The 16,318-nt window shown below is 63.7% G+C and carries 17 protein-coding genes; 7 read left to right on the top strand and 10 right to left on the bottom strand.

Annotated features, from left to right (window positions below; translation table 11 throughout):
- Positions 1-14: 14 nt before the first annotated feature.
- Positions 15-299 (bottom strand): DUF6455 family protein, encoded by a 285-nt coding sequence (locus WAO69_RS10495; protein ID WP_422178786.1) that lies wholly within the window; start codon positions 297-299, stop codon positions 15-17.
- A gap of 187 nt (positions 300-486) precedes the next feature.
- Here WAO69_RS10495 and WAO69_RS10500 point away from each other — a divergent pair, with 187 nt between their 5' ends.
- Positions 487-924, top strand: coding sequence for a type II toxin-antitoxin system Phd/YefM family antitoxin (locus tag WAO69_RS10500; protein WP_422178788.1), 438 nt, complete (start codon positions 487-489; stop codon positions 922-924).
- A gap of 203 nt (positions 925-1,127) precedes the next feature.
- On the opposite strand, the gene lepA is transcribed toward WAO69_RS10500, so the two are convergent.
- Positions 1,128-2,927: a translation elongation factor 4 gene (gene lepA, locus WAO69_RS10505; RefSeq protein WP_422178790.1), complete on the bottom strand. Its 1,800-nt coding sequence runs from the start codon at positions 2,925-2,927 to the stop codon at positions 1,128-1,130.
- 151 nt (positions 2,928-3,078) lie between these two features.
- On the opposite strand from lepA, the gene WAO69_RS10510 reads away from it, so the two are divergent.
- Complete coding sequence (locus WAO69_RS10510) at positions 3,079-3,420, top strand: hypothetical protein (RefSeq protein ID WP_422178792.1); 342 nt, start codon at positions 3,079-3,081, stop codon at positions 3,418-3,420.
- 69 nt (positions 3,421-3,489) lie between these two features.
- The gene (locus WAO69_RS10515; RefSeq protein WP_422178794.1) at positions 3,490-4,479 is read left to right on the top strand and encodes a LysR family transcriptional regulator; all 990 of its coding nucleotides are present in this window, start codon (positions 3,490-3,492) and stop codon (positions 4,477-4,479) included.
- A gap of 9 nt (positions 4,480-4,488) precedes the next feature.
- Here WAO69_RS10515 and WAO69_RS10520 read toward each other — a convergent pair whose 3' ends face one another.
- Positions 4,489-4,932: a low molecular weight protein-tyrosine-phosphatase gene (locus WAO69_RS10520; protein ID WP_422178796.1), complete on the bottom strand. Its 444-nt coding sequence runs from the start codon at positions 4,930-4,932 to the stop codon at positions 4,489-4,491.
- 43 nt (positions 4,933-4,975) lie between these two features.
- Here WAO69_RS10520 and WAO69_RS10525 point away from each other — a divergent pair, with 43 nt between their 5' ends.
- Complete coding sequence (locus WAO69_RS10525) at positions 4,976-5,674, top strand: NAD-dependent deacylase (RefSeq protein WP_422178798.1); 699 nt, start codon at positions 4,976-4,978, stop codon at positions 5,672-5,674.
- 19 nt (positions 5,675-5,693) lie between these two features.
- Here WAO69_RS10525 and WAO69_RS10530 read toward each other — a convergent pair whose 3' ends face one another.
- The 3 genes from WAO69_RS10530 to rpmB all read right to left on the bottom strand — a co-directional run bounded on the left by WAO69_RS10530 (position 5,694) and on the right by rpmB (position 7,004).
- Positions 5,694-6,182, bottom strand: coding sequence for a copper chaperone PCu(A)C (locus WAO69_RS10530; RefSeq protein ID WP_422178800.1), 489 nt, complete (start codon positions 6,180-6,182; stop codon positions 5,694-5,696).
- Positions 6,183-6,222: 40 nt separating this feature from the next.
- Positions 6,223-6,579 (bottom strand): hypothetical protein, encoded by a 357-nt coding sequence (locus tag WAO69_RS10535; RefSeq protein ID WP_422178802.1) that lies wholly within the window; start codon positions 6,577-6,579, stop codon positions 6,223-6,225.
- 140 nt (positions 6,580-6,719) lie between these two features.
- A complete protein-coding gene (gene rpmB, locus WAO69_RS10540) occupies positions 6,720-7,004 on the bottom strand; it encodes a 50S ribosomal protein L28 (protein ID WP_422178804.1) in 285 nt (94 codons plus the stop codon).
- Positions 7,005-7,227: 223 nt separating this feature from the next.
- On the opposite strand from rpmB, the gene WAO69_RS10545 reads away from it, so the two are divergent.
- Positions 7,228-8,325 (top strand): DUF2855 family protein, encoded by a 1,098-nt coding sequence (locus WAO69_RS10545; protein WP_422178806.1) that lies wholly within the window; start codon positions 7,228-7,230, stop codon positions 8,323-8,325.
- Between the two features lie 2 nt (positions 8,326-8,327).
- On the opposite strand, the gene meaB is transcribed toward WAO69_RS10545, so the two are convergent.
- Positions 8,328-9,305, bottom strand: a complete 978-nt coding sequence (meaB, locus tag WAO69_RS10550) for a methylmalonyl Co-A mutase-associated GTPase MeaB (RefSeq protein WP_422178808.1) — start codon at positions 9,303-9,305, stop codon at positions 8,328-8,330.
- Between the two features lie 93 nt (positions 9,306-9,398).
- Between meaB and WAO69_RS10555 the strand changes: the two genes are divergently transcribed.
- A complete protein-coding gene (locus tag WAO69_RS10555) occupies positions 9,399-10,097 on the top strand; it encodes a DUF3108 domain-containing protein (protein ID WP_422178810.1) in 699 nt (232 codons plus the stop codon).
- Between the two features lie 24 nt (positions 10,098-10,121).
- On the top strand, positions 10,122-12,566 hold the full coding sequence (gene hrpB, locus WAO69_RS10560) for an ATP-dependent helicase HrpB (protein ID WP_422178812.1): 2,445 nt from the start codon (positions 10,122-10,124) through the stop codon (positions 12,564-12,566).
- A gap of 19 nt (positions 12,567-12,585) precedes the next feature.
- Here hrpB and gndA read toward each other — a convergent pair whose 3' ends face one another.
- The 3 genes from gndA to WAO69_RS10575 form a co-directional block, all read right to left on the bottom strand.
- Positions 12,586-13,989, bottom strand: coding sequence for an NADP-dependent phosphogluconate dehydrogenase (gene gndA, locus WAO69_RS10565; protein WP_422178814.1), 1,404 nt, complete (start codon positions 13,987-13,989; stop codon positions 12,586-12,588).
- Positions 13,990-14,057: 68 nt separating this feature from the next.
- Positions 14,058-15,053: a 2-dehydropantoate 2-reductase gene (locus WAO69_RS10570; RefSeq protein ID WP_422178816.1), complete on the bottom strand. Its 996-nt coding sequence runs from the start codon at positions 15,051-15,053 to the stop codon at positions 14,058-14,060.
- Between the two features lie 4 nt (positions 15,054-15,057).
- Positions 15,058-16,293, bottom strand: a complete 1,236-nt coding sequence (locus tag WAO69_RS10575) for an acyl-CoA dehydrogenase family protein (protein ID WP_422178818.1) — start codon at positions 16,291-16,293, stop codon at positions 15,058-15,060.
- Positions 16,294-16,318: the final 25 nt, after the last annotated feature.

The following is a 16,318-nucleotide window of genomic DNA, read 5'->3' on the forward strand; positions in this document are numbered from 1 at the left end:
TGACTGGACGGAGATCAGGTGGCGCGAATGCGGACCGCTTCGCTGGCGATGATGAGGTTGCGAAACTGTTGGGTCGCCTTGCAGAAATGGGGTGTTCCGGGTTGGCCGGACTGGCACCAACCCGTGCAGCGACCGGGTTTGGGGCACCTCGCGCAGGCCATGAGTGTATCGCGTAACTCATTGATCAGAAAGGGCGCTTCGCTCTCGTGCAGGTCAAGATCGAGATGCGCCAGCATCCCTTCAAAAGCCTCTATACGCAGAGCAACGCCGCGTTGCATGTTGTCTAGATCCATGGACATTTACACCCCCGATGTCAGCTTTGGCTTACAAATGTATACGGCTGCATGCAGAGGCTGGATCACACAGCCGTGAATTTTTTGGCCCGCTTCACGCCCGGGCGGCATCGGGCGGTGATTTCATCAGAAATTGACCGTTTTGTACGCCTTTTGCGAGGGTCACTGATCGTTTTGTACCCCCGGAGGCCCCATGAAACTCACCGTATCGCAAGCCCGCAGTCAGCTGGGCCAGCTTGTCACCCATGCTCAGGATCCGCGTTCGGTGATCGTTCTGACGCGGCACGGCAAACCCATCGCCGCGCTGGTGTCGATGACCGAAGTGCGGCGGATCTGGAGCGCACAGGACGATGCCTGGGTGGGGCGTCCCAACCCACTGACAGGCCGGCGCATGGGGCCGACTCTGAAGGTGTCGGGCGATCTGGTCATGGGGCCTGATGGCACACCGGTGACGCGTGAGCACGCCGCGCAGATCGTGCACAGCCGGCAGATGGCGCGCGCAGACGAACGCAAGATGCTGGCGGCGGGCGGTCTGTCACCGGTGGAGGGCGGTGAGCTGGTTGGTGAGATGGTCGGTGAGACAACCGAACGCCTGCCCTGGTGGCGGCGGCTGTTATCTTCTGGTGCGTGAAATCGAGCGGCTGCGCGATGCGGTGCGCCTGAGGCGGGCAGAACCGCCTTTGGGGATCGCGGCGCGGGTGGTCTTGAGCGATCACAGGCTTTGCCTGTGGCAGATGCCGCCGGGGATCGCGACCCTTGCACGCGGTGGGGTGCGATCAAGATGCGCTTCACGGCGTGGCTTGAGGGGAGACACAGGCGGCTGGGTGGACAGCCTCAGCTGTCCATCTTGAGCGCGCTGATGAATGCTTCCTGCGGGATATCGACCTTGCCGAACTGGCGCATCTTCTTCTTGCCCGCCTTCTGCTTGTCCAGCAGCTTGCGTTTGCGCGTGGCATCGCCGCCATAGCACTTGGCGGTGACGTCCTTGCGCAGGGCGCTCAGTGTTTCGCGGGCGATGACCTTGCCGCCAATGGCGGCCTGGATCGGGATCTTGAACATGTGGCGCGGGATGAGGTCCTTGAGCTTTTCGCACATGGCCCGCCCACGGGCCTCGGCGCGGTCGCGGTGGACCATCATCGACAGGGCGTCGACGGGTTCATCATTCACCAGCACCTGCATTTTCACCAGATTGTCCTGGCGATAGCCCGTCAGGTTGTAATCAAACGAGGCATAGCCCTTGGTCACCGATTTCAGACGGTCATAGAAATCAAACACCACTTCGTTCAGCGGCAGATCATAGACCACCATGGCGCGCGAACCGGCATAGGTCAGGTCTTGCTGAATACCGCGACGGTCCTGACACAGCTTGAGCACGTCACCCAGATACTCGTCCGGTACAAGGATAGTGGCCTTGATTCGCGGCTCTTCCAGGTGATCGACATGGGTCATGTCGGGCATATCGGCGGGGTTGTGCAGCTCGCGCATGGTGCCGTCGCGCATATAGATGTGATAGACCACCGAAGGGGCCGTGGTGATCAGCTCGATATCATATTCGCGCTCGATCCGGTCGCGGATCACCTCAAGGTGCAACAAGCCCAGAAATCCGCAGCGAAAGCCAAAGCCCAGGGCCGCCGAGGTTTCCATTTCATAGGAAAACGATGCGTCATTCAGGGCCAGCTTTTCGATGCTGTCGCGCAGTTCTTCGAATTCGGAACTGTCCACCGGGAAGAGGCCACAGAACACCACGGGCTGAGAGGGTTTGAAGCCCGGAAGCGCGTCATCCGTGCCTTTTTTCTCATGTGTGATCGTGTCGCCCACGCGGGTGTCGCGCACCTGCTTGATGGATGCGGTCAGAAAGCCGATTTCGCCGGGGCCGAGCCTGTCGATTGCCTCCATCTGCGGGCGGAACACGCCGATACGGTCCACGTGATGGATGGTCCCGTTCGACAGCATCTTGATCCGGTCGCCCTTTTTCAGAACGCCGTCCATGATGCGCACCAGGACGATCACGCCCAGATAGGCGTCATACCAGCTGTCCACCAGCATGGCCTTGAGCGGGGCGTCTTCCTGCCCTTTGGGCGCGGGAAGGTGATGCACGATGGCTTCGAGAACCTCGTGGATGCCCTGCCCTGTCTTGGCCGATACGGCAATCGCACCCGAGGCGTCGATGCCGATCACATCCTCGACCTGTTCGGCCACACGGGCCACATCGCTGGCAGGCAGGTCGATCTTGTTGAAGACGGGCACGATTTCATGATCCGCGTCCAGCGCGTGATAGACATTGGCCAGCGTCTGCGCCTCGACGCCCTGGGTGCTGTCGACCACCAGCAGGGAGCCTTCGACCGCGCGCATGGAGCGCGAGACCTCATAGGCGAAATCCACGTGACCGGGCGTGTCGATGAGGTTGAGCACATAGGACTCACCATTGTCCGCCGTGTAATCGATGCGCACGGTATTGGCCTTGATGGTGATTCCGCGCTCGCGTTCGATATCCATGCTGTCGAGCAGCTGTTCTTTCATGTCCCGGGCCGAGACCGTGTTCGTCTCTTGAATCAGGCGGTCGGCCAGGGTGGATTTACCGTGGTCGATATGGGCAACTATGGAGAAGTTGCGGATATGTGAAAGCGGTGTCATGAGCAGGATATGTAAGGCTTTGCGCGCATCGTCAAGCGGTCACAAGTTGCGATCCGCAATTGCCCCGCGCGCCGGTTTCGGGCATAGTCTGCACCATGGGATAAAGCCGCCGGTCAAGCGCGGTGTGAGGCAATCGAAAAGGCAGAGGCACATGGGGCGGATTCTGGCCATTCTGGCACTTGGAGTATTGGTTTCCTGCGGCGGTGGTCGCTCGGACCGGGGGGATAACCCGACGCAGTTTGCCTCGGTGAACGGGCCGATCAAATCAGCCTGCCTGTCGTCAGGGCGCAAGGCGGCCAATCGCCAGTCCTGTGGCTGCATTCAGGAAGCGGCGGATCGCTCGTTGAGCGGGGCGGATCAGCGGCGCGGGGCCTCGTTCTTTGGCAATCCGGCGCGGGCGCATGAAGTGCGCCTGTCCGATACCGAGCGGGACGATGCGTTCTGGAAACGCTGGAGCGACTTCGGGGCCGTCGCGGAAAAGCTGTGCAGCTGATCTGACTTGCAGGCAGGTGCTGGCTGAGGCTAGTTTTACAAAATCTGAAACCTGAACCATGGGGTCGGCATGCTGATACGGGGCCTGAGCCTGCGTGGGCTGGAGGTGTTTGAAGCTTTGGCCGCCACCGGCTCGGTGGTCGAGACCGCGCTGAAGACCGGCCTGAGCCAGCCAGCGGTAAGCCAGCAGATGCGCAATCTTGAGGCCGCGCTGGGGGCCGAACTGGTCGATCACACGCGCCGCCCGATGCGGCTGACTGCGGCGGGGCGCAGTTTCCTGACACGTACCGAGGCGATCCTCGGCCAGTTGCGGCTGGCGCAGAGTGAGCTGACGGTGATGGATCTGACCCATCTGGACACGCTGAGTGTCGGGCTGATCGACGATTTCGACAGTGACCTGACGCCGCGGCTGGCGACGATCCTGGCCGAAAGCATGACACAGTGCCGCTTCAAGATGATCACCGCGCCAAGCCATGAGATTTCACAGGCGATGCGCACCGGCGATCTGCATGTGGCGATTGCGGCAACTACGGGCGAAAGCCTTCAGAACATTACGGAATACCCTCTGGTGCGGGATCCTTTCATCCTGGTGACTCCGCAAGGTTTCGCGCTGGATGAAGCCGACCCGCTGGCCACGCTGCGCGATATGCCGTTCCTGCGCTATGTGCGCGAACAGATGATCGGGGATCAGATCGAGGGGCATTTGACCGCCGCGGGGCTGGAGTTCGAGCATCGCTTCGAGATGGGCAGTCATCTGGCGCTGATGGCGATGGTGGCCCGGCGCATCGGCTGGACGATCACCACTCCGCTTGGGTACATGCGGGCCACGCGATATCATGATGATATCGCCGCCCATCCCCTGCCCTTTGCGCCATTCGCGCGCCGTATCTCTCTGTTTGCGGGATCGGACTGGTCGGATCAGGTGCCTATCGAGATCGCCCAGACCATGCGGCGGCTGATCCTGGCGCATATGATCGAACCAGCCCTGTCGCGCCTGCCCTGGCTGAGTGCAGAGCTGCGCCTGATCACCAATGACACCGAGCCGTTTCCAAAAGACTGAATTTGCGCCTCAGGCGGTCAGATGGGTCCTGAGCCCTTCCGCAGCCTCTTCGATGAGATCGAGCGCACCGTCAAAATCGCGGGTGTAATAGGGGTCAGGGACGTGATCCATTCCGCTGGCTGGGGCGAAATCGGTAAGAAGGCGTACGGGGGTGTCAGACCCGGCGGGACGCTGCGCTTCGATCGCATCGCGGTTGTCGGCATCCATGGCGATGATCAGATCAAACCGTCCAAAGTCGGCCGGCACGAACTGGCGGGCACGCAAATCCGACAGATCATAGCCGCGCGCCCGGGCCGCGGCCTGCATCGGCCCATAGGGCGGGTTGCCCACATGCCAGTTGGCGGTGCCGGCGCTGTCGGTCTTGGCCTCGGGCATGAGGGAGCGAAACACGCCTTCGGCGCTGGGAGAGCGGCAGATATTGCCAAGGCAGACAAAGAGGATGCGGCTGGTCATGGGCCCATGATCCATGTCACGCTGGCATGCGCAAGGAGGCACAATGAAAAAGATCGTCATTCTGACAGGGGCCGGCATTTCGGCGGAAAGCGGGCTGGGCACGTTTCGCGATGAAGGCGGATTGTGGAGCCAGCATCGTATCGAAGACGTGGCCACGCCCGAAGGCTTTGCGCGCGATCCCGCCTTAGTTCAGGGGTTCTATAATGCGCGCCGGGTGCAGGCTGCCGGGGCACGGTTCAACGCCGCCCATGCCGCTCTGGCCCGGTTGCAGCGCGACTGGTCCGGCGACGTCGTTATCGTGACGCAAAATGTCGACGGCTTGCATGAGGCAGCCGGGACGCGCGATGTGATCCATATGCATGGCGAGCTGGCTGGCGCTTTGTGCGCGGCCTGCGGGCATCGCTGGGCGGCACCTGCGCAGATGGCTCCGGCAGAGCCCTGCCCCGCCTGTGCGGTCCCTGCGGGGCGTCCGGATGTCGTCTGGTTCGGCGAGATGCCCTATCACAGGGACGCGATTCTGGATCATCTGTCCGAGGCGGACCTATTTGCCGCCATCGGCACATCCGGCAATGTCTATCCGGCGGCCGGATTTGTGGAGGAGGCGCGACGGTCCGGGGCTTTGACGGTCGAGCTGAATCTCGAGCCGTCAGCCGTGGTGTCGAGCTTTGAGGAAACGCGCTTTGGCCCGGCCTCGGAGGTCGTGCCGCTCTGGGTGGCCGAGCTGTTGGACCGCGCGTCCTGAGACACGCGGTCCGTTCGGATCAACCGTCGGTATTCATCGTGCCATGGCCGTGGCCGGCACCATGTTCGGGTTTGCGCTCAAGATCGACGGGCACGGTCACCTCGATTTCACCGGCTGTTTCAAACACCAGCGTGATCGTGATTTCATCGCCCTGTGCCAGCGGCTGATTGAGGCCCATGAGCATCACGTGATCTCCGCCCCGCTGCAGCATCGCCATGCCTTGCGCCGGCACCGGGATACCGTCTTCGACTTCAACCATGCGCATGACGCCGTTTGCATCCATGAGATGGGTATGAAGCTCGACCCGCGCGGCGACATCGCTGCGCGCAGCGATCAGGCGATCGGCTGCATCGGTGTGGTTCATGATGCCCATGAAGGCCGCGCCGCTGACCGCATTGGCCCCGGATGAGCGCGCATAGGGGTCTTTGATCATAATCCCTTCGGCAAAGGCGGCGGTGGAGATGAGTGCGGCGGCAACCGCTGTGAACAAGGTGGTTTTGATGGACATCTGTCTGTCCCTTTCTGTCTGAATGTTGGTATTGGGGGGTTCAGACAGAGGCAGGCGGGGCGCGGGCCTTGATATGGGCGATGCAGGCGGATCGCGCGCCACCGGCAATGGTGGGCCAGTTCAGGCGATAGGCCGGATGGTCCACACGCACGGGCAATTGTGCCAGTGGCGTGAGGCCGGTCATCATGGCCAGAGCGCAATCGGGGCAGATATGCGGGGGCGCTGTCGGCTGACCTTCGGCATCTGTGTAGATGACCACCGGGCCTGTGCCGGTACAGAGCACCATCTGGCCCGTGGCAGGAGACGCGCCCTTGGCCTGCGCAATCGCCTGTCCGGAGATCACGAAGCTGAGCGCCACAAGCGCAATCAGGACATGGTGCAGGATACGCCTCATCATGGGGGGCATATATGGGCGCGACGTGCGGGGTTAAAGCCGCATTTTGCCCGTTTACGCAAATTTTGCAGACGACAGCCCACGTGAAAAAGCCCCGCCGGATGGCAGGGCCTTGTCATCATGCAAAACCGTCCGGGGCTGGCTTACGCCGCAGCCGCCTTGGCGATCTCTTTCTTGACCTTCAGCGCGTTGGCCGACAGTTCGACGTCTTTCGCCTTGGCAAGATAGGCATCCAGACCACCACGGTGATCAACGCTGCGCAGGGCATGTGCAGAGATCCGGAACTTGAATGCGCGGCCCAGCGTTTCGGAGTGCAGGGTCACATCATTCAGGTTCGGCAGAAACCGGCGCTTGGTTTTGTTGTTGGCGTGGCTGACATTGTTGCCAGTCATCGGACCTTTTCCGGTCAGTTCGCAGCGGCGCGACATGGGTTCATCCTTCGTCTGGTGGCAGCAGGTAACCTTCTGCCCAATGGAGAAGGGCGCAGCCATTGGCGGCGCCCGAAATCTGGTTGGATGCACATAGGAGGAATCGCTTTTGGGGTCAACCCGGTTCGCGCGTAGTCTGCCCATGTGACGAAGGGGCAGACTTGCACGGATCACGCCCGTGGCGCAACGATGATCGCACAGGCACAACAAGGGGAAACAGGCGATGGCGGTAACAGGACAGGATCTGATCATCAATCGCGCCGATCTGACAGAGGCGCAGGTGGTGAGCGCCTCTCATGACGACACGCCTCCAGAGGGGCATGTGCTGTTGCGCGTGGGCCATTTCGCGCTGACGGCAAACACCATCACCTATGGCACTGCCAGCAGGTCTCTGGGGTATTGGAACTTTTTCCCGGCCCAACGCGAAGGTTTTGGCCGCATTCCCGCCTGGGGCTTTGCCGATGTGATCGCCTCGGCCCTGCCCGAGATCGCGGTCGGCACGCGGGTTTATGGCTATGTGCCCATGTCCACGCATCTGATGGTGCAGCCCGGCAAGCTGAGCCGCGACGGGTTCAGCGATATGGCCGCGCATCGCCAGCCGATGGCACCGATTTACAACCGCTATGGCTTTACCGCCGCCGATCCCGCCTATGCGCGCGATCTGGAGGCGCAGATCGCCGTGTTCAGGCCGCTGTTCACCACGTCGTTTCTGCTGGCCGATTTCTTTCGCGAACATGCGATGTTCGGGGCGCGCCAGCTTTTGATGTCGAGCGCATCAAGCAAGACCGCGATCGGCCTGGCCGCCGAGATGTCGCGGGACAAGCCCTCGGGGCTGTCGCTGGTGGGGCTGACCAGTGCGCGAAACATCGGGTTTGTGCAGGGTCTCGGGCTTTATGACCGGGTGCTGGCATATGATGATCTGGCCAGCCTGCCCGGCGAACCGGCCGCCTATGTGGATTTTTCCGGCAACGGGGATCTGCTGATGCGCCTCCATACGCAGTTTGGCCAGACCATGTGCCATACCGCGCAGGTGGGGCTGACGGATTGGCAGAACGCACAGCTGAAGATACCGGGATTGCCGGGGCCCAAGCCGGCTTTCTTTTTCGCGCCGGCTTATGCGCAACAGCGCATCGCGGATTGGGGAATGGCCGGATTCCAGGCACGTCTGGGCGAGGCCTGGGGGGCGTTCATGGCCACGACGGGCTGGCTGAAAGTCAGGGCGCTGTCCGGACCCGAGGCGGTTCGGGCGCGCTATGTCTCGGCGTTGTCAGGGACGTTTGATCCGTCCGAGGGCGAGATGCTGTCGATGTGGGAGGGGTGATGTCAGTCCTGCGAGAGCTCTGACAGCATCTGTTGCGCAGCCGAGGCCGGCGAGAGTTCCCCCCTGGCCACCGCGTCGCCCAGTGTGGCCATGGCTTCCCTGGCGGCCGCGGTTTCCAGCCGGGCCAGCAGGGCCTGGCGCAATTCCTGCTGAAACCAGAAGCGCGCCTGATCGGCGCGGCGCGCGGCCCAGTGGTTTTGGGCCATGCGCCATGCGGCCAAGGTCGTGATTTCGTCCCAGACCGTTTCCAGGCCGATTTCCTGCAGCGCGGACACGGTCATCGCCTTGGGAAATCCTTCGGGATCCTGCGGACGTTTGCGCAACAGGCGCAGCGCACCGGCATAATCGGCGCAGGTGCGGGTCGCCGTGGCTTTCAGATCGCCATCGGCCTTGTTGACCAGAATGATATCGGCCATCTCCATGATGCCGCGTTTGACGCCTTGCAGCTCATCTCCGCCCGCCGGGGCCAGAAGCAGCAGGAATATATCCGACATTTCCGCGACAACGGTTTCGGATTGGCCGACACCAACGGTTTCGATCAGCACCACGTCAAAGCCTGCCGCCTCGCACAGGGTCACCGCTTCGCGCGTGCGCCGCGCGACTCCGCCCAGATGCGTCTGGCTGGGAGAGGGGCGGATAAAGGCGTTCTTTTCGCGGCTGAGCAGATCCATCCGGGTCTTGTCCCCCAGAATCGAGCCTCCGGACCGGGCCGAGCTGGGATCGATTGCCAAAACCGCCACGCGCAGGCCGCGCGCGATCAGCATCATGCCAAAGCTTTCGATAAAGGTGGATTTGCCCACGCCCGGTGTGCCGGACATGCCGATGCGCAGGGCCTGGCGATCGGCCTTGCGCAGATGTTCCAGCAATGCAGCCGCCTGCGCCCGGTGATCCGCCCGCGCGCTTTCAACAAGCGTGATCGCGCGAGCCAGCGCACGGCGGTCGCCGTTTATGATGCTGTCCCCGAGTTCTGTGATATTCATATCCACAACTGTCCCGCCTGTTTTCAGGGTAAATGACGAAGAATGACATGTCTTGTCCATAGGCGAATCTGGCGCGCGCTTGCAGCTGCGGTCATGCTGGCCGTACTTGGTGCCCCGGCGACGGTGGCGCGGTCGCAGACGACCTCGGTGCAGTTTGACGTGGCTCTTGGGGGCGTGAAGATCGGCGTCTTCTGGATGGATGGCAGCGTGAACCCCCGCGCCTATACCGCAAGCGCCGGCTTTGAATCGACCGGGCTGATCGGACAGATTGCCACCGTCAAATTCCAGATGCTGGCGCGCGGACGCCTGCGTGACGGTCGCTTCGCACCGGATCGCTATAGCGAGGATGCCGTGGTCGGGCGGCGCAGTTCAAGCGCGGTGCTGACCTATGAAAACGGCGTGCCAAGCCTTGAGGGCGGCAAGCTGGGCATGGAAGAGGCCGACCCCGCCGTAGCCGCGCAGCAGCAGGGCACGCTTGATCCGCTGACGGCGCTGTTCGTGATGATGCGCGACCAGCCAGCAGAGGGGATATGCCAGATCGACCAGTTCGTGTTCGATGGGGCACGGCGGACGCGGACGGTGATGAATGACCTGTCACGGGATGGCGCGGACATTCTGTGTCGCGGGCAATTCCACCGTCTTGAGGGATACTCGCAAAAAGACCTGCAACGTGGCCGGGTGGTGGATCTGGTTTTGCGCTATCTGCCTCAAGGCGATGGGATGACAGTGAGCGCGGCAGAGTTTTCTTCACCGCGTGGCACGGTGCGCTTGACCCGGCGCTGGACGCGCTGAGACGCATTGGCCATAAACCGCGCAATGACCCAGCTTCCCATAGATGATGTTTTGCCTGACCTGATCGAGGCCCTGCGGCGCGCGGGGCGCGCGGTGTTGCAGGCTCCGCCCGGTGCGGGAAAGACCACGCGGGTGCCTCTGGCGATCCGCTCTGCCGGGCTCAGCCCCGGCCGGATCCTGATGCTGGAGCCGCGCCGCCTGGCCGCCCGCGCCGCTGCCGAGCGGATGGCGGACAGCCTCGGCGAGCCCGTGGGAGAGACGGTTGGCTATCGCGTGCGCGGTGAGGCCAGGGTCTCAGGGAATACGCAGATCGAGGTCGTGACCGAGGGTATTCTCACCCGGATGGTCCAGTCCGATCCTGATCTGCCTGGGGTGGGCACGGTGATCTTCGACGAGTTCCACGAACGCTCTTTGAATGGCGATCTGGGGCTGGCTCTCTGTCTGGAAGTGGCAGGCGCGTTGCGCGGCGATCTGGTTCTGCTGGCGATGTCGGCGACCCTGGATGCCGCGCCGGTGGCGGCCTTGATGGAGGCCCCGATCATCACGGCACAAGGGCGCGCCTTTCCGGTAGAGCCGCGCTGGCTGGAGCGGCCTTTGGGGCCCGGACGCTGGGAGCCTGCCCTGCTGGATCTTGTGGTCCGCGCCGAGGTCGAGACGCGCGAAACAGGGGGCGGCTTGCTGGTGTTTCTGCCCGGAGAGGGCGAGATCCGGCGCGCGGCTGCCGCCCTGAGCCATCGCCTGCCCGCAACCTGCCACATACAGCCCTTGTTCGGGGCCATGGAGTTTTCGGCGCAACGCGCAGCGCTGAGCCCGCTGAGCACGGGGCGCAAGGTGGTGCTGGCCACGTCGATTGCCGAAACGTCGCTGACCATCCCCGATATCCGCGTTGTGGTGGATGCCGGGCGTGCACGGCGCGCGCGGTTTGATCCGGGATCGGGAATGTCGCGGCTGGTGACCGAAAGGGGCACGCGCGCAGAAGCCACCCAGCGTGCCGGGCGCGCCGGGCGGGTTGCGCCCGGTGTGAGCTATCGGTTGTGGTCAAAGGGGGAAGAGGGCGCGTTGGCCGCCTATCCTCCGGCCGAGATCGAGGCGACGGATCTGGCAGCACTTGCGCTGGAACTGGCGGTCTGGGGAGCCGAGCCGGCGGATCTGGCCTTTCTGACGCTGCCCAATGCGGGTGCCTATGGCGAGGCCAAGGCATTGTTGCGGATGCTGGGTGCGCTGGATGGCGCGGGGCGCATCACCGATCATGGGCGCGCCTTGGCAAGGCTGCCACTGCATCCGCGACTGGCACATATGCTGGTTTCGGGCGGCGGGGCGGCAGCCGATCTGGCCGCCCTGATGGGAGATCGTGATGTGCTGATGGGCGCGCCGGTGGACCTGACGCTGCGGCTGGAGGCGCTGCGCGATCCCAAGCGCTTCGGTGCGGCGCGTGGTTTTGAGCTGCATCGGGGTGCGATCGAAAGTGTGCGCAGCGAAGCGCGGCGTCTCAGGCAGCGCTCGGGGCCGGATCGGGGCTTGTCGCCTGCGGGTCTGGCGGCCCTGGCCTATCCCGACCGTATCGCCCAGCGCCGCAAGGGGGACGCGCCGCGCTATGTGCTGTCGGGGGGCAAGGGGGCGGTCTTGCCGCTGGAAGACCCTCTGGCCGGAGCGCCCTGGCTGGTGGCGACAGATCTGGACGGCGATCCGCGCGAGGCGCGCATCCGCATGGCCGCGCAGATCAGCGAGGCAGAGATCCGCACGCTGTTTGCCGGGCAGATCGCCTGGGAGGAAAGCTGCAGGTGGTCAAAACGCGACCGGCGCGTGGTTGCGCGCCAGCAGGAACGGCTGGGCACCGTGGTTCTGGACGACAGGATCTGGCGCGATGTCCCGGAAGCCGCGGTCACAACGGCCATGCTGGAGGGCGTGCGAGAGTTGGGCCTGCGCTTCAGCCCCGCCGCAGCGCGGCTGGCGGCACGGGTGAAACTGGCACGCGCGGATGGTGCCGACCTGCCGGATATGTCCGAGGGCGGGTTGCTGGAGGGGCTGGAGACATGGCTGGCTCCGATGCTGGGAGGTGTACGCTCGGCGGAGGAGTGGAAGCGGTTCGATCTGCTGCCGGCACTGAATGCGATGCTGAGCTGGGAGCAGGGTCAGGCGCTGGATCGCCTGGTGCCCGCGCATTTCACCACGCCTTTGGGGCGCAAGGTTCCGATTGATTATGACGCAGAGGCTCCGGGAATCTCGGTGCGCCTGCAGGAGATGTTCGGCGTCACGCGGCATCCCACCAGCGCGGGCGTGCCCTTGGTGGTGACGCTTCTGTCGCCCGCGCAGCGCCCGGTTCAGGTGACACGGGATCTGCCGGGGTTCTGGGCGACAAGCTATGGCGATGTGCGCAAGGATATGCGCGGGCGCTATCCGCGCCATCCCTGGCCCGAAGACCCGACGCAGGCCGACCCGACGTTGCGCGCGAAACCACGCGGGCAGTGAAGGTGCCCGGCATTGTGCGTCAGCCCTGGTGCCAGTCGGCGTGATGGGTGCCGGGGCTGTCGGTGCGCTCGAAGCCGTGATGGCCAAAGAAATCCCGTTGGGCCTGAATGAGGTTCGTCGTGCCCCGGGCGCGGGCGAGGCTGTCGAAATACTGCAAGGCCCCCGACAGGGCCGGGACAGGCAGGCCCGCGCTGATGGCCGCGCTGACGGTCTGGCGCATGGCGGGCACGGTCCGGGACAGGCGCGCGGCGATGGGTTCGCAGAGGATCAGCTGGCCAAGAGGCGGATCGGTGCGAAAGGCGCTGGCCAGGTCATCCAGCAGGGCGCTGCGGATGATGCATCCCGCACGCCAGATTTCCGCGATACGGGCGGGATCCAGGGACCAGTCGAACGCCTCGGAGGCGGCTTGCAGGACCGCGAACCCCTGCGCATGCGACAGGATGCGACCGGCAAGCAGCGCCTGTTCCATGATGTCTTCGGCAATCTCGAGCGAGGCGGTACTTTTGCCATAGAGCACCTCGACGGCGTTGCGGGCCTCAGGCTCGCTGGACCACGCGCGCGCGGCGACGGCCCCCTCGATGGCGCTGGCCGATTGGCCGAGTTTCAGCGCTTCGATCACGGTCCAGCGACCCGTGCCCTTCTGGCCGGCGCGATCCACGATGACATCGACGACCGGCTGATGCGTGGCCGGATCGAGGGATTGCAGGGTTTTCGCCGTGATCTCGGTCAGGAAACTGTCAAGCGGGCCGTCGTTCCAGCGCGTGAACACAGCACCGATGCGCGGGGCGTCCCAGCCCATGCCGTCGCGCATGAGGCCATAGGTCTCCGCGATCATCTGCATATCGGCATATTCGATGCCGTTATGGACGGTTTTGACAAAATGTCCGGCCCCATCCGGGCCCAGATGCGCCACACAGGGCGCTCCGTCAAAGCGGGCGGCAATCGCCTCGACCATCGGGCGCAGTTGCTCCCAGCTGTGGGCGCTTCCGCCCACCATCATCGAGGGGCCATTGCGCGCGCCTTCTTCTCCGCCGGACACCCCCATGCCGACATAGTGCAGCCCGCTGCCCGCCAGGGCCGCCGAGCGGCGGCGGGTGTCGTTGAAATCGGCATTGCCCCCGTCGATGATCGTATCGCCATCGCCCAGATAGGGGCGGATTGCGTCGATCATGGCATCCATCGGCGGGCCTGACGGGATCATGAACAGGATCACGCGCGGTGTTTTCAGGCTGTTGGTGAAGTCTTCCAGGCTGTCGCTTGGAATGATCCGCGCGGCAAGCGCGCCCGCTTCGCTGACAAAGGGCGCGATCCAGTCGGTTTCCCGGTTCGACACGGCCACTGCAAAGCCCTTGTCGGCCATGTTCAGCGCCAAGGCGCTGCCCATTGTCCCAAGCCCGTAAACCCCGATATCGGCTTTCGCCATGGTGTCTTTGCCTCATCGCTGTGTTAGCGCCCACAGTGGCAATCTTCGCGCAGCGGTGCAACCCGGCTTCACATGGCGCGGATCCGGGCCGGGGTGAAGGCCGGGCTTATCGGCCCCTGCCCCTCAAGGGATCTGATCGCACGATAAAGCGATGCAACGGTCGGCGCAGGCAGGTCGTTCTGCCGGGCAAGCGTGAGGATCGCGCCTTGCAACTGGTCAAGTTCAGTCGCCCGACCGGCCATCAGATCATAGGCCATCGAGGTGCGGGCCTGAGGATCAATCGTCAGCATCTTGGCGGCAATACGCCTGTAGAGCGGCGTCGGCAGGCGCAGGATCAGCGGCACCCATGACATCGCAACCGGTGCCGTGGAGCGCACCGGGATCCGTGCCGCGTCCAGCACGCGCAGCGCCTCGGTCATCTGGTCGGCCATGAGCTGGCGCCAGGCGCGCTGGCGCAGCATCTCGAGCAACGGCAGGCCGGACAGCGCGTTCACGGCATTGGTGAGGTTGAGCAGCAGTTTGCCCCATTGCACAGCGCGTATCTGATCGCTTTGAACGATTGGCAGGGCATGGGAGCTGAGCACGCTGGCCCAATCGCCGGGACCGGCCTCGATCACGATCTCGCCCGATGTGGTACGGCGATACTGGCCGGGGTCTTGGGGCACGACATTGAACGGCACCATGCCCGCGCGCACGTCATATCCGGGAAGGGCTGCGGTCAGGGTCGCTGCATTCTCGATCCCGTTTTGCAGGCTGATGACAGGAGCGGTCATCGGGCCATGCTGCGCGATAAGCCGGCCCATCTCGGCGGTCGCGCCGGATTTGACGGTGACAAGGATCAGATCGGCCTGCGCCAGAATGGCGGGATCGTCGGACAGCTGCCGCGGGCTTGCCTGCACATTCAGCCCCGCGAAATCCGTCAGCCGCAATCCGTTCGCGCGCAAGGGATCGAGAATCGCAGGGCGGCCCAGCAGCGAGACATCCTGACCCGCATGGGCCAGCAGGCCACCGACGAAACAGCCGATGCTGCCCGCCCCGGCAATCACGATGCGGGGGCGGGCCATGCGGTTACACCATTTCCTGAGTATAGCGCTTGAGTTCGGCGCGCGCGACCTGACGGCGGTGCACCGCATCCGGCCCATCCGCCAGACGCAGCGTGCGCAGATGGGTCCAGGCCTGCGCCAGGGGCGTATCCTGAGACACCCCCTGCCCGCCATGCATCTGCACGGCTTCATCGATCACTTTCAGCGCGACGCGCGGAGCGATCACCTTGATCTGGCTGATCCATGGTGCCGCCGCCCGGGCATCGCCCTGATCCATGTACCATGCAGCCTTCAGGCACAGCAGCCGCGCCATTTCGATCTCCATCCGGCATTCGGCGATGATGTCGTAATTGGCCCCCAGCTGGGCGAGCGGTTTGCCAAAGGCTTCGCGGTGCAAGGACCTGCGACAGAGCTGTTCCAGAGCGGATTCCGCCTGACCTATGGCGCGCATGCAGTGATGAATGCGCCCGGGACCAAGACGACCCTGCGCGATCTCGAAGCCGCGACCTTCGCCAAGCAGCAGGTTTTCGGCCGGCACGCGCACATCGCTAAAGCGGATATGCATATGGCCATGGGGGGCATCGTCATGGCCATAGACCTCCATGGGGCGCAGAATCTCGATGCCCCTTGTGCCGGCGGGCACCACGATCATCGACTGGCGTTTATGTTTGGGCACGTCTTCGCCGCCGGTCCTGACCATGGTGATGTAAACGCGGCAGCGCGGGTCACCGGCACCAGAGGCCCACCACTTTTCGCCATTGAGCACATAGTCATCGCCATCGCGCACGCAGGACATCGAGATATTCGTGGCGTCCGACGAGGCCACCTGCGGTTCGGTCATCAGATAAGCCGAGCGGATTTCCCCATTCAGCAGCGGCTTGAGCCACTGCGTCTTGAGCGCGTCAGAGCCATAGCGCTCGAAGACTTCCATATTGCCGGTATCGGGTGCCGAGCAATTGAACACCTCGGCCCCGAGGGGGGTTTTGCCCATTTCTTCTGCAAAATGCGCATATTCAACCGTGGTCAGGCCAAAACCCTTGTCACTGTCGGTGAGCCAGAAGTTCCACAGACCTTCGGCCTTTGCGCGCGCTTTCAGACCTTCGAGGATTTCGGTTTGCCGCGCGGTGAACTGCCAGCGGTCCCCCGTGGCGACCTCTGCCTGATAGGCGGCTTCCATCGGCATGATCTCATCGCGGATCATCGCGGCCACGCGCTCCAACAGCGCACGATTTTCTGGGCGCATTCCAAAATTCATGTCCATGTCCGGATCCTCCACTGGCGGGCAT

Source organism: Aestuariivita sp. (genome assembly GCF_049276915.1).
Lineage (GTDB): Bacteria > Pseudomonadota > Alphaproteobacteria > Rhodobacterales > Rhodobacteraceae > Aestuariivita.

What these genes read in the sequence shown, in the direction of transcription:
- WAO69_RS10495 (WP_422178786.1), bottom strand. Translation starts at nt 299, where the DNA reads ATGTCCATGGATCTAGACAACATGCAACGCGGCGTTGCTCTGCGTATA.
- WAO69_RS10500 (WP_422178788.1), top strand. Translation starts at nt 487, where the DNA reads ATGAAACTCACCGTATCGCAAGCCCGCAGTCAGCTGGGCCAGCTTGTC.
- lepA (WP_422178790.1), bottom strand. Translation starts at nt 2,927, where the DNA reads ATGACACCGCTTTCACATATCCGCAACTTCTCCATAGTTGCCCATATC.
- WAO69_RS10510 (WP_422178792.1), top strand. Translation starts at nt 3,079, where the DNA reads ATGGGGCGGATTCTGGCCATTCTGGCACTTGGAGTATTGGTTTCCTGC.
- WAO69_RS10515 (WP_422178794.1), top strand. Translation starts at nt 3,490, where the DNA reads ATGCTGATACGGGGCCTGAGCCTGCGTGGGCTGGAGGTGTTTGAAGCT.
- WAO69_RS10520 (WP_422178796.1), bottom strand. Translation starts at nt 4,932, where the DNA reads ATGACCAGCCGCATCCTCTTTGTCTGCCTTGGCAATATCTGCCGCTCT.
- WAO69_RS10525 (WP_422178798.1), top strand. Translation starts at nt 4,976, where the DNA reads ATGAAAAAGATCGTCATTCTGACAGGGGCCGGCATTTCGGCGGAAAGC.
- WAO69_RS10530 (WP_422178800.1), bottom strand. Translation starts at nt 6,182, where the DNA reads ATGTCCATCAAAACCACCTTGTTCACAGCGGTTGCCGCCGCACTCATC.
- WAO69_RS10535 (WP_422178802.1), bottom strand. Translation starts at nt 6,579, where the DNA reads ATGATGAGGCGTATCCTGCACCATGTCCTGATTGCGCTTGTGGCGCTC.
- rpmB (WP_422178804.1), bottom strand. Translation starts at nt 7,004, where the DNA reads ATGTCGCGCCGCTGCGAACTGACCGGAAAAGGTCCGATGACTGGCAAC.
- WAO69_RS10545 (WP_422178806.1), top strand. Translation starts at nt 7,228, where the DNA reads ATGGCGGTAACAGGACAGGATCTGATCATCAATCGCGCCGATCTGACA.
- meaB (WP_422178808.1), bottom strand. Translation starts at nt 9,305, where the DNA reads ATGAATATCACAGAACTCGGGGACAGCATCATAAACGGCGACCGCCGT.
- WAO69_RS10555 (WP_422178810.1), top strand. Translation starts at nt 9,399, where the DNA reads ATGCTGGCCGTACTTGGTGCCCCGGCGACGGTGGCGCGGTCGCAGACG.
- hrpB (WP_422178812.1), top strand. Translation starts at nt 10,122, where the DNA reads ATGACCCAGCTTCCCATAGATGATGTTTTGCCTGACCTGATCGAGGCC.
- gndA (WP_422178814.1), bottom strand. Translation starts at nt 13,989, where the DNA reads ATGGCGAAAGCCGATATCGGGGTTTACGGGCTTGGGACAATGGGCAGC.
- WAO69_RS10570 (WP_422178816.1), bottom strand. Translation starts at nt 15,053, where the DNA reads ATGGCCCGCCCCCGCATCGTGATTGCCGGGGCGGGCAGCATCGGCTGT.
- WAO69_RS10575 (WP_422178818.1), bottom strand. Translation starts at nt 16,293, where the DNA reads ATGGACATGAATTTTGGAATGCGCCCAGAAAATCGTGCGCTGTTGGAG.